We start from the raw sequence: 18,451 nt of genomic DNA, 5'->3' as shown, positions 1-18,451 counted from the left end.
GAAAGGGCTTATTGCGATCACTGCCCTTTCCTTATCTAATGCTTAGCTTCACTTCTGCATATCGACCTCATTGCGCCAATCCTTGATGTCTGCATTCAATTGCTTCAGGTTGCCAGAAGCTTGCTGTTCATCCGAAAGTTTGTAGTGTTGCTTCAGTGATAAAATCCGATATACACTCTCATCAATTCGGGACTCTGAAATTTTACCATTTCGTACTGCATTCAAAAGTGTATCAAAAATCGTCTTGGCACTTTCATAGCTGTGAGCCACAAGCAAAATGTCACTTCCGGCCTGTACTGTCGTTATTGCAGCTTCATTCAGCTTATAGTTCTTAGCAATCGCTCCCATACTGAGATCGTCCGTAATTACTACTCCATCATAGCCGAATTTGCCTCGTAAGTGTTCACCGATGATGACATCTGACAAGGAAGCTGGATGATCTGGATCAAGCTTAGGGAATAGAATATGTGCTACCATAACGGCTTCTGCTTGTTCTTTCACGGCCGCTTGGAATGGAATCCATTCAAGCTCTGCAAGTTGTTTCAACGTTTTGTTCACCACCGGCAGATCCAGATGAGAATCTACGGACGTATCCCCATGACCAGGAAAATGTTTCACGACGGGAATGACGCCTTCACTGCGCAGCCCCTTCATCTCCGCCACACCCATCTTAGCGACAAGATCTGCAGAACTACCGAAGCTACGATCCCCGATAACCGGGTTCTTCGGATTACTGTTCACATCAAGCACTGGAGCAAAATCAAGATTAAAGCCAACGAGTTTTACTTGTCTAGCTAATAATTGACCCATCGTTTCTGCCAGATTGGCCTGATTGGTGTCTCCAACTGTACGATTCGAAGGAATGGACTCCACAGAATCGGGCATACGGCTCACTTTGCCACCCTCCTGATCCACACTCATGAAGATTGCTACTGGATTGGAACGATTGGCTTGCTTAATGGACTGTATAAACTTAGCTGTGGCATCAAGAGTTGTAACGTTATTGGCATAGAAGATAATGCCGCCTACCTTTTGATTGGAGATCATTTTCTTGCCTTGATCATCAAGCTCCGTACCCTGTACTCCTGCGAGAATCATCTGCCCAATTTTCTCTTCTAATGACAGTTGGCTAAGCTGTTCTTTCACCGGGTCTTGTTCCTCCTGCGGTGGAGTCACTTGATCAGATTCAGTCTGCGTATTCTCGTCTGTGTCCGAGTCGGCTCCATTTCCCTCTCCATTTGTCGGATTGTTATTTGATTCAGGCGAAGGTGATGCGCTATCGCTAGTTCCCGAATTCGATTCTGGTGATGTAGCCGATGTATTCGTTTGTCCGCAAGCGGTTAATAGCACACATAAGCTGATGATTAGCAATAACATATATCGTTTGGCTAGATGTGTGAGTATGGTGTTGGAGTGTGATTTACTGTGATTCAAGGATGTTCATCCTCCCTAGATAAGTGGTATGTACTGCATTGCTTTTCAGGCATAACCTTATCATAAGGTGTACCATTTTCAAAATACCGTGGACAGAAATCGTACCAACGATTCAAATAGGTTGTCCAAGAACAAGTTGCCACAAAAAAAGCTTTGCATAACTAGGTACGGTATGGTACCTTTTTGTATTTTTTCAATGCGCGTGTGCGATGGAAGGTGATGAGAATAAGAAAGTGCGGAGCGATTATCATTTTCTATTGTGAATTTTTCATATATTGAAATAATTATTATAGAGGGATGTAACCCCGCTTTCTTTTGGTTTGTTCGTTATTTCGTTATTTCGTTCGTTCACGCTTTTATGCTCGTTGATTGCTATTTTTTGAAATAAAAAATAGAGCAGACTTCACAGCAATTTGTCCATCTTACGTAGATCTGCTGTAATATACCTGCTCGCTGTTTGGATTATCGGCTGTTCTCCCGTAACCAATAATGTGGATGAAGCATATTATATAATCCATAATATCCCTGTTAATGATTTAATTAGAATTGATAGCAATATTGTCGCGTCTCACTCTAAGCAATTTACCCGAAGAAGCAGAGAGTACGTCTGGATCAGTTCCGAGGCCAAAGTAAAAGTCTCCTTCACTCTCCTCAAACGACCTCGCATACGTATCCTGTTCAAAAGATAGAATTTCAGTCCACGTCACTAGATCCGTCGTCTCATATATACGATTAATATAGTTCAAATTTTGTCTAGTATACGTCAGCACATATGCCTTACCCTCACGCGCGAGTACGTCTGTTGGCAATGCAGCAGTATCCGGCAAAATAACACGTCGTGCTTGATTAATCGCTGTCATGACATTTAATGATCTTGGCGTCAATTGTCCGTCATTGAAGACCTGACCTGCGATATACAACAATTTGTTATCGAAGTTTACATTCTTCCCTATTCGATTGTATGGGGTTGTTCCAAGTTGATACGTTAGACCAGGCAACATTCTACTTCCATAGATAACAACATCTCTCTTTTGAAGATTTGTATTAATCTCTAGAATATAGGTTCTATCTCCCCAAATATTGTTCGCCGGATACATCATGCCTGATGCATATAACTTGCCACCGATTTGAAACAACGTATACGCTCTATACCCATACGTATTAATTGTTCCGTAATGCTGCCAGCTCTCTCCTTGGTCATGTGAAATGAGAACCGTCGGTTTATCTTCTGTACCCAAGGCAGCAAACAGTTTACCTCTATACGAGGCTAGATCATACACATGTACGCCAAGTGGTAAATTACGATATTTAGTCCAGATCTCGCCGTCCAATCGATAGAAGTTACCTAGCCCCCAGCTCTCTCCGTCCGAATCATTACCTGGGATAAACAACTTACCATCGAGCACTTTGTATATATCAATCTGTTCTTCGTCTACGAACATCTTCGTCGTGGGTAGAATGCCTGGATTACTACTACTCACCGTCTGAGTTTGGAAGGTTGAAGTTATCGTATCATAATAGATGATAGGGATTGGTCCAGCATTAGGGGCTACTCCTACGTTACTGCTGTTTCCATGTCCCATATAAATCTTCCCCCTGTAGAGCTGCAGATCCCAGACATTGTTAGCATATGGTGCTTTCTTGAATGGCTTACCTAGGGATTCAACTACAGCAGTTACATCTGTCGACATTACAGCTGCTGTGGTTCTGCTCGTTGCATTGGTAACGGCACGTTCAGCTCTTGGCTGTACACTTGCAGAAGTATTATTTTTCAATTTTGTGCTGCCGATAATCATTCCACCTACACCTGCGACGACAGATAGAATCAGAGCTGTCCATTTCGTTCCACTCTGCATACCCTCTTCCTCCTTCATTTTAAATATCTTCAATTTATGATGATACAAAATGTATCTTTGTATATTATGTTGAAGTATACACCTACGCAACAAATTCCGCCCGTTTTGTGCAAAAAAATAGACAACCACATACTGAGATGGGTTGTCCATACGTCGTTTAACCGGAGCATTGAGCGGGAGCAATATTGCACTAACCGAAAGTTGCTTATCGATTAATACAAATCGCTGCTGGAAAATTGTAATGTTTTTTTATTCAGCCTTGACTAGAATTTTCACCTGATTCTTCTCTTTTAACAATGCTTCAAAGCCATGATCGACGACTTCATCAAGTGAAATTCGTTTGGTAACCAGTTTCTCTGCTGGGAAGAAACCCTTCTCCATCAGACTAATTACCGCTGGAAATACATCACGGTAACCAATAATCCCGTTCACTGTACGTTCCTTCATTACGATAGAATTAGGCTGAATCGGTGCTTCCTGTTCAAAAATGCTAACAATCATCAATTCCCCGCCAATTCGAGTCGTGTCCATAGCTTGTTGAAGTACCTTCGGAACTCCCGTTACTTCGTACGCGACGTGGACTCCACCTGCTGTGCGTGAATGAATCTCGGACACCACATCATACTCGGTAGGATCGATCACAATCGCACCAAGTTCTGCAGCTTTTGCCTTGCGTTCAGCTGATAACTCCACTACATATATATCGGAGGCACCCGATGCTTTGAGAGCTTCGATCACCAATAGCCCAATCGGACCCGCGCCGAATACAGCGGCAGTATCCCCTACTTTTAGTTTACTCTGACGAACCGCGTGCAGAGCCACAGCGGAAGGTTCTACTAAAGCCCCTTGCTCATAGGAGATCGCATCTGGAATAGAATGCACCATGTTCTCGGCCGCAGTCACATATTCGGAGAATCCTCCACCTCCACCTGCAAGACCCAAGAAGCCCATTTGATCGCAAAGATTATATCTACCTTGTTTGCATGCTTCACAATGACCACATGCATAAATTGGTTCAACCACTACCCGATCTCCAGCTTGGAAACGGGTTACTCCTTCACCCACTTCAACAACTTGTCCTGAGAACTCATGCCCCATAACGATAGGAGCTTGTTCCCCTGTTAGCGGATGCGGTGCTTGAGCAGGTATAAAAATAGGTCCAGCCGTATATTCGTGCAGATCACTACCACAAATTCCGCACCATTCAACTTTTATTTTTACCTGTCCTTGGTTAGGACGAGGTTCCTCAATTTTTTCGAGACGTAAATCTTTGACACCATGCCAACGTAGTGCTTTCATTTTGTTCATCTCCTAGATGATAAATTATATATTATAATCGGAAACGTTTCCGTAGTTAAATATGTCATAGTTTAAATACGCTGTCAAACATATTTGCCCAGAAATATGTCGATTTCATGTTTTTTTTGCGTTTTAAATTAACTCACATCTCAGGTATCGGTAACTTGTCCGTGACTATAAGCTGTTTTTCAATCAGCTATACCATTAGTTATACCAGGATGGAATCCATTTTACAGCATAGCTTCTCTGCAAGCATGTATTGCAACCTACGTACAAGTGATATAATTATAAAGCAGGCAAAAAAATATCGTTTATTGATCATATATCAGGAATCGTTTCCGGTAATTAAAGTGAGGTCATATCATCATGGGTAAAGATCAAAAAGTCACGATTAAGGATGTCGCCGAACACGCAGGTGTAGGCATCGCGACGGTATCCAGAGCCATTAACAACTCCGAAGGCATCAGTAGCAAGACGAGAGATCGGATCATGCAAGCTATTGAAGAATTAGGGTTTGTTCCGAATACGTCTGCACAAAGTCTGAAGATTCGTCAGACGAATCAGATTGCACTCGTTGTGCCTGATATCCGCAACGCAATCATTCCTGAAATATCTTGGTCGGTTGAACAAACAGCGAAGCAGCACGGCTACCATGTTGTTCAGATTAATACCGCCGGTAATGCACGCACAGAGCTAGAAACGATTCGCACGATCAAAAAACTGCATGTTGACGGACTTATTTTCATGCCACTCGCTTATCCCAAAACCTTGCCTAATCTCATTGATAAGGCTCCACTGCCTATTTCTCTGATCAATTATGGCAAAAAACTCGAACCAGGTATGAAAGCAGATATCGTCTCACTTTCCAAGCCTGAAGGAAAACTCGTGATGGAGCATCTGATCAAGATTGGTCGGACACGAATTGCATATGCCGGAGCACCCAAAGATATTATTGAGGAACGTTATCGAGCTTATGAACAGGCACTTGGGCAAGTGGATATCTCTCTCGTATATTTCGGAGAAGATTTTTCATTGAACACAGGAGCCAATGCGGCAGACTATTTCTATGGATTAACTCATATGCCGGATGCGGTGTATGCCATTAATGACATGGTTGCCATCGGACTTGTGAATCGCTTTAAAGAGTTAGGAGTACGCGTACCAGAGGATGTTGCTGTTGTAGGTATAGATAATAATCAATGGACTACAGTGACATCACCGCAGATTAGTTCTGTTTCCATTATGGGTGAGGAGGTTGCTAGACTTGCGACTGAATTGTTGTTAAAACGAATTCGAGATCGCCATACCGAGGAATATGAACATATTCAATTTGAACCACGTCTAATCGTGCGAGAATCCAGTCTTGCCATGATTCGTTCGACTGAGCCCCCCACAAGATAACCACAGAACAAAGAGTCGGAATATGCTTCCGACTCTCACACGAACAGGAATATTAATTTGATGAGCAGAGTCGTCAAAACAACCGCTACTGTCATCTGAGCTACTCCACGTAATTTGAATACAAACTGGTCTACCTTATATTGGTCAGTTGTAGTTAATGAAATAAGTATTACGATGAATGCAACCACCGAAAATGTCGTTAAAATAAATGACAGTATGCCCATTTTTCCTGTACTGAGCAATAGAACCCAGATCAAATAATACGCAATAAGAAGACTTCGTTGCCAGACCACCTGCATCTTATCACTCCCTCTAGTATGTAATTACTCTGTTGAATCGTTCGACAAGTAAACCGAGTGTCTATGTATATATTTACGTTTATTTATACATATGGTTTCATATTATTCCATTTTTGGGTGTGGTTTCTTTTCATTTCTGCATAAGACACCGGGATATCCCTTCTACAAGCAGCCTGAGTTTAGCCCCCGTTACTCTTCAAACATAATAATGTGGCCTCAATACTTTGCTCGACAAATGAACGATCAGGTGCTGATTTCATCATGACGGTCAAACCAATCATTGATACAACGAGTGACTGTGCAATGTAAGTGGCATGTAGATGACTGGAGATCTCCCCGGAACGCTGACCACGCTCAATCAATTCCTGGAAAAGCACAGCTAGATACATCTGGTGCTCTCGTGTCAGAACCGCAAACTTCGGATCATGAGGCGCGAGTTCAACCATCGTATTAATGCAAAAGCAACCATGCCGAGGATCAGTAACGTCCCCCTCAGACCCAATATGCTCAAAGAGTCTCCGAAACGCTTCTATCACACTCTCTCCCTGTTGGAGCATCGACCGAACTTTCGCTGCATGCTGGGTTGTATACCTGCGTAGTGCCGTTTCAAACAATTCCTTCTTATCTCCAAACGCAGCATACAAGCTTGGGCGCTGAATACCCATGCCTGTTGTAAGGTCACGAAGTGACGCAGCCTCATATCCTTTATCCCAAAAAATATGCATTGCAGCGTCAAGTGCTCGATCGAGATCAAATTCCCGCTGTCTTGCCATTTTAACACCTCTTTTAATATCGATAAGTACAAATAAAAATATATCTTTCACTGTAGTACATGTCAAACAAGGTCATCATTTTGTCTAATTCAATTCACAGTAAAATAATAAATCAATTGACTTCCTTCTGAAATGTGGAGTATGTTTTACGTAATAATTATGTATCGATCGGTACATTATGTTAAATACATACTTTACTATCTCAAAAAGGAGTCTTTTATGAATACCTCAGCTCAACTAATTCAGCTCACCTCACAGAAACAACCCGGTATCTCCCGAATGGTCGCTGTAATATTTGCATTATGCAGCGGTCTTGCGGTCGCAAACATCTACTATGCTCAGCCTCTACTCGATTCCATGGCTCAAGAGTTTAACATCGCGACTTCTTCCATAGGCATTGTAGTTACAGTAACGCAAATCTGTTATGCCATAGGTTTGTTGTTACTGGTACCTTTAGGAGATCTTCTGAATCGACGAAAACTAATCATCGTGCAAATGTCCCTATCTATACTCGCTTTAGTTGTTGTTGGAACAGCTGGGTCAAGCTCTGTTTTATTTATTGGCATGGCCATCGTTGGTCTGTTGGCTGTCGTTACACAAACTCTCGTTGCCTCTGCGGCTTCCCTTGCCTCCCCTTCGGAGCGCGGGTATATTGTAGGTTTGGTTACGAGCGGAATTGTTATTGGTATTTTGTTGGCTCGAACGGTTGCCGGCGTGTTAAACGATTGGCTCGGCTGGCGATCAGTCTATCTCGTCTCTGCCAGTTTAACCTTGCTGGGAGTGGTTGCTATGAGCTTGATCATGCCCAGACAGCAATCCATCACAGCGACACTTCGCTATGGCACGTTGCTGTTGACTGTCCTTCAATTGTATCGGGATATGCGCATTTTGCGTGTACGCGGAGTGCTAGCCATGCTCGTATTCACAGCCTTTAGTATATTGTGGACTTCCATGGTTTTGCCTCTAAGCGATTCACCGTTCAACCTTTCTCACACGGCGATTGGCGCATTCGGGCTGGCGGGTGTAGCCGGTGCACTTGCAGCTACACGGGCTGGTAAGCTCGCAGACCAAGGTCTTGGGCAAAAGACCACTGGAATTTCGCTACTTATTTTGCTTGCATCCTGGCTGCCTATTAGCTATATCCATCATTCGCTAGGGTATCTGATCGTAGGTGTAATTCTTCTTGACCTATCCGTGCAAGCCGTACATGTATCGAATCAAAGTCTCATTTATGCAGTACGTCCTGAGGCACAGAGCCGTTTAACTGCTGCATATATGATCTTTTATTCCATCGGAAGTGCCGTCGGTTCCATCGCTTCTACGCAGATGTACGCCTTAACAGGCTGGATCGGTGTATGCTGGTTAGGTGCAGGGGTGAGCGCCGCTGCTCTCGTATTTTGGATATGGGATCGTTTCGTAACAAGGCAAGCCGCTCATGGTTAAAAGTAATACGCTTTATCTTGACTGACTACTTGGCGTCTAATATTTACTCGATAAAACGAGAAATAGCGTTGCTAACGGGCCAAGCAAAAGGGAAAGCAGGAACCAGTTTAAACCACTTCTGTTTTTTCCTTGTGCAAGTCCAGCATTAATTAAGGCAAGTGTTCCCCAGCCGACAAAATATCCATTTTCCATAAGAGATCGCTCCTTTAGTTATTTTTATTTGTCTGTATATTCACATTTTGACTATTGTCATTATAGACAGGTCTGACATAACCTGACTCCACAATCATCTTCAACTTCCGATTTCGACTCTCTAAGAATGCCGTCATATATCGTTTCAATACAATTCGTTCAGCAATCCAACCCAGAATACCAAGAGGCGCCTCAAATTTAAGCGTATCGGTCATACGTGTAGTGTGATTATCCAGCTGGGTGAAGCTGTGTTCATGACGCATACTTTTGAAAGCACCGTTCAGCATCTGGTCAACAAAGCGATAGGGACGCTCATACTCCGCAATCTCAGAGGTCAATCTCTGACGCACTCCTAAATGTGTCGCTTCGAAAGTTACCGTATCTCCATCCCGAATAAGACCTGTAGTCACCCCCGAAACTGCTTGTTCACGGGTATGTCTCCATACGGTCTGCGTATGTAAATCAATGTCACGAGCAGCATCGAAGCATCGTTCAATTGGCGCGTTAATGGTTATCTCCGTTACAACTTGAATCAAGTAAATCTCCCCTTTTGGATGTTCACAGTAATACACTGACGAGGATGAACTTCGTTGATAGAATCATAGGGTTCAGGGAAAGTATACCGTTCCTCGGTTGGAAGAACAATGTAGTAGATGATATATGATGCCAAAAAAAGCCTCCCGGTTGTACAGGAGACTCTTTCAACTTCTTATCTATCATTCCTAATTTGCTGAGACTAGCTGTTAATAATTAAGTCGTCGATTGAGAGACTACGTTCCTTGGACAGGTCGCGGTACTGCTCTGATTCCACTTTAATCAATGGCTTGAAGATATCAGATGGATTATTCATAACAATAACCCCCTTCTCTCCATTGCTAAGCAACACTTGTTTACCAATAAAGTTAGGCAATAAATGCTGCATTAACGCCTGAACTGGCTTTTCATTCAATTTACCGAAGCCCATGGAATAAATATCGCGCAGATTGTTGATCAAGTTTGGATTACTACTTCCGAAATCCCCTGATCTCATACTGATATAAACATCCGCCACGGAGACGATTTGGGTATATGGGTGTATCTCGTCTTTCTTGATCTGCATTGGATATCCTGAGCCATCTTCACGTTCATGATGCTGGAGTGCAACAAGGGCTGTAGCCTCATCTCTCATGGAGCTCTTAATAATGTCATGCCCATAGATGGTGTGGCGCTGGTACTCTAACTGCTCATCTGGTGTTAAAGGCTCCGTTTTATTCCGGATGCGATGAGATACTTTGCATTTCCCGATATCGTGCAGGTATCCTCCGCGGCTAATTTGATAACACTCCTTCGGAGAGTATCCCAACCAGGTAGCCATATAGAAGGACAATAGTCCAACTTGAATGGAATGTGTGTAGTTATTTACATCGTCCCGCTCCAGCATCATCAGCAAGTGAACAACGTCCTTTTGCTCATCCAAACCTTCAACCATTGGCTGTAGCGCATCGTCTACCATCGTGGCGTTAAATTTCCCCACAGTGAGCGCCTCAAGAAATGCAGATTGATAATTATGTACGGTTTGCACAAATTGCGATTTCATTTCTTCTTCGGGAGGTATATCTCCATTCATTCTAGTCGAATGTACCGCAGCGGCTGCAAAAAATTCAGCTTCTGTAATTTCTTCCTCGCGTGGTTCGATATCCACATAGTCCACACGGTGCTGCATCAGTAAGGTAATATCCTCACTTTTTAGTACAGTCCCTTGACCCAAAACGTGTAATCCTGCATCGCTAAACGTGTCAGCAGTTAGACGATCTCCGTCTTGCAGGTTCATAATATGGATTCTCAACTCGGTATTCCCCCTGAATGTTTCATTTATAGTCAACGGCTCCCACGTAACATGGGTTCCAAAAATCCCTCTACTTCTTTATATCGAGTTTTTCGACCATTTTATCCATAGTTCTTATGACCTTAATCACAACGGGAAACACGAATAACTAAGACTTTATTCTCATGCGCATTACGCTAAAAATGCTAATTCACAGTGAATGAGCTATATAATGTTAAGCGCCTTCATTTATGTATGTGAAAAGCAGCCCAAATGAAGTATTTGGACTGCTCATCGAATTCAATTATGTTGATTAGATTTTAATGGAAGCCAGGCTCCCACCTTTGGCAAATAAACGTTCTATTCTTTTCTCTACCGCTGGATCGGCAATGAGTGGCGGAGCTTGATGTGGCTTCACACGTGCATCAATAATGATCTGGTCACAACCCCAGTGCTTGTTCTCATATCCACTATTGACCCCGTACATATCATGGGATGGATTACTGCGGGTAAATGTTGCCCATAAGAAATTGCTGAGATTGTCGCTGATGAATGTGCTATCGTCGCACAAAATAATCATTGGACACGAAGACACGTCCCCCTTCTCCTTCAGCAATGCCGTAAATGCGTCCATTTCCTTCACAGTGTCTTCATAACTAATGAACGGCGACGTCTGCAAGGACACAATTCCCGGCATGACTAGCTGAGGATTGTCATAGCCACGGATTCCCTTCAATGTCTCAGGCACTTCCTTACACAACTCTCTAACTGGATCTCCATAAGCTGCAAAAACAACCTTGCTCCCGCTATTCAAGCCCGTGCCCGAATAATCGAGTGTATCAATTGTTGTATTCGTATAGAAATGGATATCTCTCTTCAGATTTAACCGCTCTAAGATATAAGTCAGGAATTCAACCTCCCGATGGGTGCTCAGCGGTTGTTGATCCTCGGCTGTAATAAATAGATACTTCGCTAAACTAAGCTGTCCTGTACCCAGAATGCGGTTAGCGATGGTCAGTAGCTCTGTTGGTTGTTTGACCACTTGGTACGGTGTATAACGCTCACTTCCGATTGCAAACAAGAGCGGGTGCACACCCGCAGCATCGACGGCATGGACTTCTTTCACACCTGGAATCTCCTGCTTGATCGCATCACCTGTTATTTCGTGGATCAAGTCACCAAATGCCGTATCTTCCTGCGGCGGACGACCAACGACAGTAAATGGCCAAATTGCATTAGGTTTAGCATACACCTTGTGCACTCTCATTAGCGGGAACTCATGCGTAAGGCTGTAGTATCCGAGATGGTCACCGAAGGGTCCTTCCGGTTTCGTTTCCCCAGGATAAATATCTCCTGTAATAACAAAATCAGCATCGTTACTGATGCAATAACCATCCTTGTAACTATACCGGAAACGGCGTCCGGCAAGCAGTCCGGCAAAGGTCATCTCACTAAGTCCTTCGGGCAGCGGCATTACAGCAGATAACGTATGCGCAGGTGGTCCACCGATGAAAATACTAACTTTTAACGGCTCACCCTTTTTGACTGCTTTTGCCTGATGCACTCCGATTCCCCGGTGAATCTGGTAGTGCAGTCCAATCTCCTTGTTCATTTCATACTCATTACCACTAAGCTGTACACGGTACATCCCTAAGTTGGAGTTCATAATGCCTGGTTTGTCCGGATCTTCCGAATAAACTTGAGGCAGTGTTACGAATGCGCCTCCATCCATCGGCCAGTGTTTAATCAATGGCAAATCTGAAATTTGAATTTCCTGAGCAGACACCGGCAAGCTAATCGATTTTTGCTTAGGCAAAGCCTGCCAGGCAGCGAGAGCTGTCCCCATATGGGCAAAAGGCCTTTTCAAGGCTTTCATCGGGTCTCCCCGTACCTCCATGACACGTTGCACACCTTCAAGCGTCTCACGGAATAGAAATTTACTACGTTCCATGTTGCCAAAAAGGTTGGAAAGTGCCCGGAACTTAGAACCTTTTACCTGTTCAAATAACAATGCAGGCCCTTGAGCTTCAAACACTTTCATATGAATCGCTGCCATCTCTAGATCCGGATCAACCTCTTCCTTCACACGAATCAGATGTCCATGCTGCTCCAGATCGTTAATACAATCTTCCATATTGCGATATTTCATCGGACGGCTCCATTCTTCAATAGATTCTGAGATAAGATTATATAAGTATTGTTATGTTCAACTATTCACATACATTAGCAGACATGTACCTGGCACAGCCTGAATGCACGATGTGCTTTGAGCAGCTTTACTACAAAGCTCTCCATATTAAACCATTTATCAGTTTCTATAGTTGATTTAATCAGGGATTGATATTCATCGGAATGATTCTATCTATCTCTTTACATACAAATAATTCATAAGAGTTGTGAATCGGATTCACCTACTCTATATTATCAGATGTCCTGCTGCTTCGACAAACGCAATATGATTGGGCAACAGTGTAACTGAGGCTCTAAGCTACATCGGAACAAAAAAAGCCTCGCCCCTATCGGGACGAGCACTCTCTTTAAATTCTATCAAGTATATTAAGCATACTCTTTTACTTAAATAAGCCCTGCCTTGCTCAAGAGGCGTTTAACAATTGTTACAGTTTGAGAACGACTAATAGATGAATTCGCTTTTATTTTGCCGTCACTGCCTTCGACCAAGCCTTGTTTAATGGCTGATGCCACCGGATCTGCAGCCCACGTCTGTACGCTATTTCCATCGGTATAGGAACTTAACAACGCTGCCGTCTCAGATGAGGAAGCTTGTTCCAATTCCACTAAATTCATGGCACGAGATATGATCGTTAACGCTTCTGCACGTGTAATAACACCACTAGGACGGAAGCTATCATCTGAATAACCGTTTACTAGACCATAGGAAACCGCCGTCTGCACTTCACCCGCATACCAACTACTCTCCGAAACATCCGAGAATGCAATCGCTTCTGTTCCTTTTGGAGTATGCAACCCAAGACTACGCAGAAGAACTGCCGTGAACTCCGCACGTGTAATGCTGCGATCTGGCGCAAAAGTACCTTCTGATGTTCCCTGGATAATCATACGGGACGCAAGATCCTCCACATCGTTACGACTCCAATGTGATGCGATATCGTCAAATGCGGCCTGATGATACACCAATGCGTACGTGCTATTGGTCAGACTGTTAATAACAGCCGAATAGTGACCGTCTGTATTACTTACTTTGGTAGGTACATGTAACACACTTCCATCAGATAGCAGCACTACTCCGGTCGTGATTTTGGTAGGGTCAATATCATCTGGTAGTGTAATTGTGCGTTCTACATACGTGTCGAACTGATTCACTTGAACTTGCTTCTCACCTACAGTTGCTCTAACTTCAAAATCGATAGGTGAACCAACGATGCTTGTGTTACTTTGTTTGGCTGCCGCTGCTTCCACAATGGCTTTAGTGGTTTCAGAGCTTTTGGAAACCGTCAGCTGAATAACGATATTGTCTAGTGATGAACCTGCTCCTAGTTCAGACGCAAGTCGATCAATTTGCAGCTGGTTCGCCGGAAGTGTATAGGTACCAAAATCCGTTTGGAGGATAAGCTCTGCATCTTTTCCATCCATCGCTTTCACCAGTTTACCATTCAGTTCACCAACTACTTTGTCAGCACCTGTGCCTGTAATTGGGAGCATGACCGATCTTAGTCCACTGCCGATTTGAGTAATAACCTTCTCATTATCCACCTTCACGGTAGTCGTCACCTGATTACCAATCGTCGATGTGGAAGCCGTTGCCGACTGCTCCTGTTTCAGTCCATTGACATAAATATCTACACCTTTGGTTACTGCAGGCGTCGAAGGAGTCGTCGTAGCTGCCTGCGATGTACTTGTAGATGGTGTTCCACCTGTAGAAGATGTAGGTGGTGTAGACGGGTTGGACGGTGTAGGCGTGCCTGAATTCCCACCACCAGATGAACCTCCACCTGTAATCGTAATTGCTCCGCCGGACCATTCAGCAGGTTGTTGATAGATTGAGTTACTGAAGTTCCAATGTTCGGAGTCATTTTGAATGGTGAGCTGTTTAACACCTGAGGTGGCATTGCTCTTCGCCTTAAATTCGATATCAAATAGTTGCTGTTCAGATGAAATGTTGTGATTTCCGGCCGTAAAATCTGCCCAGATAATACGTACCCAGCCTGATTCATTATCGAAATGATACTGGAAGCAGCCTTCTGTATTTTCCGCACAGCCTGGGTATTCCGTCTTCCCATATTTCGGGGTGATGCGAACAATTTCCAAAGCGGTTGAATCATAGTCAACCTGCATATTGTAGCTGGTTACCTCATTGCGTTCTGGTTTCTTCAAAGTTACAGGCACATGAACTGACTGTCCTGCTTGTACACTGACACTATCAATTTGAATCTTGAACGTCTCTGATGGTGCTGCTCCTGCGATACTCGGCAATGCGAGTGAGGATAGGAGCGATAAAGCGATTAAACTAGACATTGTTCTTTTGACTCTAACACGCTTTTTATTCGGATGACCCATATGATAACCTCCGTGATTATTTTATGAATTGAAAGAATTGTATACTCTGCTTAGATTGGTGCCCACGTTCTGAACGTCCAAGGTTCCTTACCTGATCCCATCCCGATTGTCGGACCTTCAACAAGTGAACCATCACCGTTGTCAAAGTATAGGAAATTTGCGGGAATTTCAACTGAATATCTTGTATAAGGCTCCAAATCCTTTAGAAAAATAATTAACTTTTCACCATTTATTACATACTCTTCGGTCGAGTTATAGCTTGCTACTACATCACCTGTAGTTGCATCTTTAATCACAAATCCAATAAAAGGTTGATGAGTAAGAATCATATTGTCATAAGTAATTTCTATCATTCCAAAGGTACTCACGTTTTCCGTCCCATTTGCAGGCGATAAACTTTGCACTTTGACGCTTGACTCCGGCTTACTTACCGTAGTAGACGCTTTTACGGTCACAGGTTTCCCTTCTCCACCATAATTTGATCTAGGCGTGATTTTTAATGAAAGTTGTTTCCCTTCATCTTCTGGTAGAATATGATACTCCCTCGATGTGGCTTCAGCAATTGCATGCTCTACTCCTTGATCATCCGTCCAATACCATTGAAACGCTGTACCAGACTCCTCAGCATCACTATTTTCTAAATCCCAATATTCGTAGTTCCCAGTTACTGTGCTCCCTACTTTCAGATCACCTAAAAGTCGAGCATGAAGTGCATATGGTCCATCTTCAATCTGCTGGAATGTGAAGATATAATGGTTATCTTTTGCCCCAAGCTCTTTCTTGGTGTAACCTTGCATCAATACATGTGCATCGTCTAACATCACTTTTCCATCTCGATTAACATCCATCCGATTCAATTCCACTTGGTTATAAGAACGTCTGAATATCTCATTACGGATGTGAGAGAGAATTTGAGTTGCATCGGTTGAGTTAACCTTGCCATCATAGTTGGCATCACCTTTTTTACTGATGTACAGTTTAATTTGATCCGTTACTGTTTCTTCTGAATCAATATAATTTGCACTTAGTGAAATCGTAATTTCACCGTCTTGTAGAGGCTCTACAATTAAATTACCAGAGGATTCAAACACTCTTGCTACATGTGAGTCTTCGGTAGAAGCACTTATGTTGTTAAAAAATTCATCTGGAAAAAGACTAGACAGATCAATAGAAATAACTTCATCATTGAGTACGTTGATAGGAACATGGTTCATGATATAGTCTGTATTATTCAAAGCTTTAGATGATGTATTAAGCCAGCTAATATCATCGTTTAGAACCGGTTGAGAAATAATGATTCCGTTTCCACCAGCATCAGCAGCAGCCTGAGGAAGTGATCCACCTAACGGTAAAGCTATGCTCAATCCAAGCACAGTTAACATGCTTTTTTTCATCAACGGAGCAAGTTGTTTTTTGTCTATTTTCCCCTTCACGTTCATGTTCCTCCTTGATTTACCTTCAAATTTGAACAACTATATGTTCAGTATAGTGAGCAATTCTGGACCAATTCTGAACATCAAATTTCTACATTTTCCAACCAATAACGACAAAAAGCGCCGCGAACAGTATGTTCGAGACGCTTAATTTATAATCCAGGTTCTATAAAAGGTATTTATTGCCATTAAATTATTTTTCCAGTAGATATTTTAGATTCCTTCAACAATCCGTTTAGCGCGTGTACGAGTCTCGTGAAATAGTATTTCTTCATCAATCGTAAGCAACTGTCTGCCCTTCATCAGAATTTTACCGTTTACAATGGTTGTATCTACGTCCGCACCATTCACACTGTAGGCCACTAGGGACTCCAGATTATGCACAGGTTGCAGATGTGGTTTTGACAGATCTATTAAAATGATATCCGCTTTGCGTCCTACTTCCAATACCCCCACCTGCTCTTCCAGATTTAACAATCCTGCACTCCCACGGGTAGCCATCTGTAGTACCTTGCGTGCTGGTAAACGCGTAGGATCACCATAATCCAGTTTTTGCAACCAGGTCGCTGCCTTGATCTCCTCGAACATGTCGACCGTTGTTGCACTTCCTGCCCCATCCGTGCCAAGTCCAACTTGAATCCCTTGCGTCATCATCTCGGTAATAGGGGCAATGCCACAGCCGAGCTTCAGATTACTTACCGGGTTATGAGATACCCCTCCACGCATTCCTTTTAACCGTTCAACATCTTGTCGATCCAGATGAACAGCGTGAGCTAGCAGCACATGAGCCTGTTCGAACATCCCTAGATTCTTAAGATATTCGGTTGGTGTTACACCGTATCGTTCCTGTATCTTGATCACTTCTTCTCTTGTCTCAGCCAGATGTATATGGATAGGGACATTCTCTTTCTCTGCCATGGTGATCACATCCCGCAGTGGTTCCGGTGCACAGGTATAAGGGGAATGCGGCCCGTACATGGTTGTAATTCTCCCCTCTGCCTTACCGGACCAACGCTGTACTAGATCAATGGCTTCCTGCAGCCTGCGCCCACCATCATCCTCCATAAACACCATACCCCGTGTTAACGAAGCTCGAATTCCCGTTAACGTCACAGCCTCTGCTATCTCATTCATGTGTACGTACATATCGGCATAGGTTGTTGTGCCAGACCTAATCATCTCAGCATGGGACAACTGCGCGCCCCAATATATATCTTCAGGAGTCATATTCGCTTCTGCAGGCAGCATTTTGCGGTCTAACCAGTCCATAAGCTTCAGATCATCCGAGAAACCGCGCAACAAACTCATTGGGGAATGTTGATGCGCATTAATTAGGCCAGGCATAGCCAACATATCTTTTCCATGAATCACTTCATCTCCCGGTTGACTCGTGATATGAGTCGCAATCTCAACAATCCGATCTCCTTCAACACGAATATCCCCCATAAAGGGGGCATCATTATCGTTCATGGTCATAATCATCGCTTGCTTAATCAAGATACTCATTCTATTTACAGCTCCTCTTCGTTTGGTGTTGATCTTCCAAACTGAGGATAAGCCTTAACGTAACGTGAAGGTCAAGAGAGAAATAGGATACGAGCAATCATCGACGATTCCTCACTTTGCGGTCTTTTGTGAAAGTACGCCAATAAAATTTTTCTTAGGTTAATCGCTTAGATGTTATTGTCCGAAATTTCTGAATGAAGGGCTTGGGATCGATTTTGACCATATATGGATAAACCCCAGTGCTTGTATGCAGATAAAAGAAACCACCCTCATTCCCCATTCTGCGAAAGGACATGTCGAACACTTCTGTAATCTTAAACTCGCGATACTGAGTTACAATCTTGTCTTCGTATAGGATCATCGAACGGTCACTAGATACGATTTCCTGTGCGAGACTCGTCAATTCTCTCTGTATTTTGTAATAAGGTAATACAGCAATCGTGCTCATAATCTTCCTCCGTCCTCGCATCATCTT

General features: G+C 43.3%; 15 protein-coding genes. 2 read left to right on the top strand and 13 right to left on the bottom strand.

Features of this window, described 5'->3' with window-relative positions:
• Nucleotides 1-48 precede the first annotated feature (48 nt).
• The 3 genes from nagZ to V6W81_RS12870 all read right to left on the bottom strand — a co-directional run bounded on the left by nagZ (nucleotide 49) and on the right by V6W81_RS12870 (nucleotide 4,589).
• Nucleotides 49-1,434 carry a beta-N-acetylhexosaminidase gene (gene nagZ, locus V6W81_RS12880; protein ID WP_338543570.1) on the bottom strand — a complete coding sequence of 462 codons (1,386 nt, stop codon included), beginning with the start codon at nucleotides 1,432-1,434 and terminating at the stop codon, nucleotides 49-51.
• 536 nt (nucleotides 1,435-1,970) lie between these two features.
• Nucleotides 1,971-3,290: a hypothetical protein gene (locus tag V6W81_RS12875; RefSeq protein ID WP_338543569.1), complete on the bottom strand. Its 1,320-nt coding sequence runs from the start codon at nucleotides 3,288-3,290 to the stop codon at nucleotides 1,971-1,973.
• Between the two features lie 249 nt (nucleotides 3,291-3,539).
• Nucleotides 3,540-4,589 (bottom strand): 2,3-butanediol dehydrogenase, encoded by a 1,050-nt coding sequence (locus V6W81_RS12870; RefSeq protein ID WP_338543568.1) that lies wholly within the window; start codon nucleotides 4,587-4,589, stop codon nucleotides 3,540-3,542.
• 366 nt (nucleotides 4,590-4,955) lie between these two features.
• Here V6W81_RS12870 and V6W81_RS12865 point away from each other — a divergent pair, with 366 nt between their 5' ends.
• Nucleotides 4,956-5,990, top strand: coding sequence for a LacI family DNA-binding transcriptional regulator (locus V6W81_RS12865; protein ID WP_338543567.1), 1,035 nt, complete (start codon nucleotides 4,956-4,958; stop codon nucleotides 5,988-5,990).
• A 35-nt stretch (nucleotides 5,991-6,025) separates the two neighbouring features.
• On the opposite strand, the gene V6W81_RS12860 is transcribed toward V6W81_RS12865, so the two are convergent.
• Nucleotides 6,026-6,289 carry a hypothetical protein gene (locus tag V6W81_RS12860; RefSeq protein WP_338543565.1) on the bottom strand — a complete coding sequence of 88 codons (264 nt, stop codon included), beginning with the start codon at nucleotides 6,287-6,289 and terminating at the stop codon, nucleotides 6,026-6,028.
• Between the two features lie 179 nt (nucleotides 6,290-6,468).
• The gene (locus V6W81_RS12855; protein ID WP_338543563.1) at nucleotides 6,469-7,062 is read right to left on the bottom strand and encodes a TetR/AcrR family transcriptional regulator; all 594 of its coding nucleotides are present in this window, start codon (nucleotides 7,060-7,062) and stop codon (nucleotides 6,469-6,471) included.
• Nucleotides 7,063-7,281: 219 nt separating this feature from the next.
• Between V6W81_RS12855 and V6W81_RS12850 the strand changes: the two genes are divergently transcribed.
• The gene (locus V6W81_RS12850; RefSeq protein ID WP_338543562.1) at nucleotides 7,282-8,505 is read left to right on the top strand and encodes an MFS transporter; all 1,224 of its coding nucleotides are present in this window, start codon (nucleotides 7,282-7,284) and stop codon (nucleotides 8,503-8,505) included.
• Between the two features lie 36 nt (nucleotides 8,506-8,541).
• On the opposite strand, the gene V6W81_RS12845 is transcribed toward V6W81_RS12850, so the two are convergent.
• From V6W81_RS12845 to V6W81_RS12810, 8 genes are all read right to left on the bottom strand, one after another.
• Nucleotides 8,542-8,697, bottom strand: a complete 156-nt coding sequence (locus V6W81_RS12845) for a hypothetical protein (RefSeq protein WP_186380949.1) — start codon at nucleotides 8,695-8,697, stop codon at nucleotides 8,542-8,544.
• Nucleotides 8,698-8,711: 14 nt separating this feature from the next.
• Entirely contained in the window at nucleotides 8,712-9,233 is a 522-nt protein-coding gene (locus V6W81_RS12840) for an SRPBCC family protein (protein WP_338543561.1), read from the bottom strand.
• A gap of 200 nt (nucleotides 9,234-9,433) precedes the next feature.
• Nucleotides 9,434-10,522, bottom strand: a complete 1,089-nt coding sequence (locus V6W81_RS12835) for an HD-GYP domain-containing protein (RefSeq protein ID WP_145048497.1) — start codon at nucleotides 10,520-10,522, stop codon at nucleotides 9,434-9,436.
• 292 nt (nucleotides 10,523-10,814) lie between these two features.
• Nucleotides 10,815-12,650 carry a UbiD family decarboxylase gene (locus tag V6W81_RS12830; RefSeq protein ID WP_338543559.1) on the bottom strand — a complete coding sequence of 612 codons (1,836 nt, stop codon included), beginning with the start codon at nucleotides 12,648-12,650 and terminating at the stop codon, nucleotides 10,815-10,817.
• A gap of 425 nt (nucleotides 12,651-13,075) precedes the next feature.
• Nucleotides 13,076-15,037 (bottom strand): S-layer homology domain-containing protein, encoded by a 1,962-nt coding sequence (locus V6W81_RS12825; protein ID WP_338543558.1) that lies wholly within the window; start codon nucleotides 15,035-15,037, stop codon nucleotides 13,076-13,078.
• A 50-nt stretch (nucleotides 15,038-15,087) separates the two neighbouring features.
• Entirely contained in the window at nucleotides 15,088-16,470 is a 1,383-nt protein-coding gene (locus V6W81_RS12820; protein WP_338543557.1) for a dockerin type I domain-containing protein, read from the bottom strand.
• A 213-nt stretch (nucleotides 16,471-16,683) separates the two neighbouring features.
• Complete coding sequence (locus tag V6W81_RS12815; RefSeq protein ID WP_338543556.1) at nucleotides 16,684-17,976, bottom strand: amidohydrolase; 1,293 nt, start codon at nucleotides 17,974-17,976, stop codon at nucleotides 16,684-16,686.
• Between the two features lie 154 nt (nucleotides 17,977-18,130).
• A complete protein-coding gene (locus V6W81_RS12810; RefSeq protein ID WP_056692285.1) occupies nucleotides 18,131-18,424 on the bottom strand; it encodes a hypothetical protein in 294 nt (97 codons plus the stop codon).
• Between the last annotated feature and the right edge of the window lie 27 nt (nucleotides 18,425-18,451).

It is taken from the genome of Paenibacillus tundrae (genome assembly GCF_036884255.1).
Classification (GTDB): domain Bacteria; phylum Bacillota; class Bacilli; order Paenibacillales; family Paenibacillaceae; genus Paenibacillus.
The sequence above is the reverse complement of the archived record's forward strand: the minus strand, read 5'-3'. Positions and strand labels throughout refer to the sequence as shown.

Excerpts from the sequence above, each read along its gene's own strand:
- V6W81_RS12875 (WP_338543569.1), bottom strand. The coding sequence starts at position 3,290 with ATGCAGAGTGGAACGAAATGGACAGCTCTGATTCTATCTGTCGTCGCA.
- V6W81_RS12870 (WP_338543568.1), bottom strand. The coding sequence starts at position 4,589 with ATGAAAGCACTACGTTGGCATGGTGTCAAAGATTTACGTCTCGAAAAA.
- V6W81_RS12865 (WP_338543567.1), top strand. The coding sequence starts at position 4,956 with ATGGGTAAAGATCAAAAAGTCACGATTAAGGATGTCGCCGAACACGCA.
- V6W81_RS12860 (WP_338543565.1), bottom strand. The coding sequence starts at position 6,289 with ATGCAGGTGGTCTGGCAACGAAGTCTTCTTATTGCGTATTATTTGATC.
- V6W81_RS12855 (WP_338543563.1), bottom strand. The coding sequence starts at position 7,062 with ATGGCAAGACAGCGGGAATTTGATCTCGATCGAGCACTTGACGCTGCA.
- V6W81_RS12850 (WP_338543562.1), top strand. The coding sequence starts at position 7,282 with ATGAATACCTCAGCTCAACTAATTCAGCTCACCTCACAGAAACAACCC.
- V6W81_RS12845 (WP_186380949.1), bottom strand. The coding sequence starts at position 8,697 with ATGGAAAATGGATATTTTGTCGGCTGGGGAACACTTGCCTTAATTAAT.
- V6W81_RS12830 (WP_338543559.1), bottom strand. The coding sequence starts at position 12,650 with ATGAAATATCGCAATATGGAAGATTGTATTAACGATCTGGAGCAGCAT.
- V6W81_RS12825 (WP_338543558.1), bottom strand. The coding sequence starts at position 15,037 with ATGGGTCATCCGAATAAAAAGCGTGTTAGAGTCAAAAGAACAATGTCT.
- V6W81_RS12815 (WP_338543556.1), bottom strand. The coding sequence starts at position 17,976 with ATGAGTATCTTGATTAAGCAAGCGATGATTATGACCATGAACGATAAT.
- V6W81_RS12810 (WP_056692285.1), bottom strand. The coding sequence starts at position 18,424 with ATGAGCACGATTGCTGTATTACCTTATTACAAAATACAGAGAGAATTG.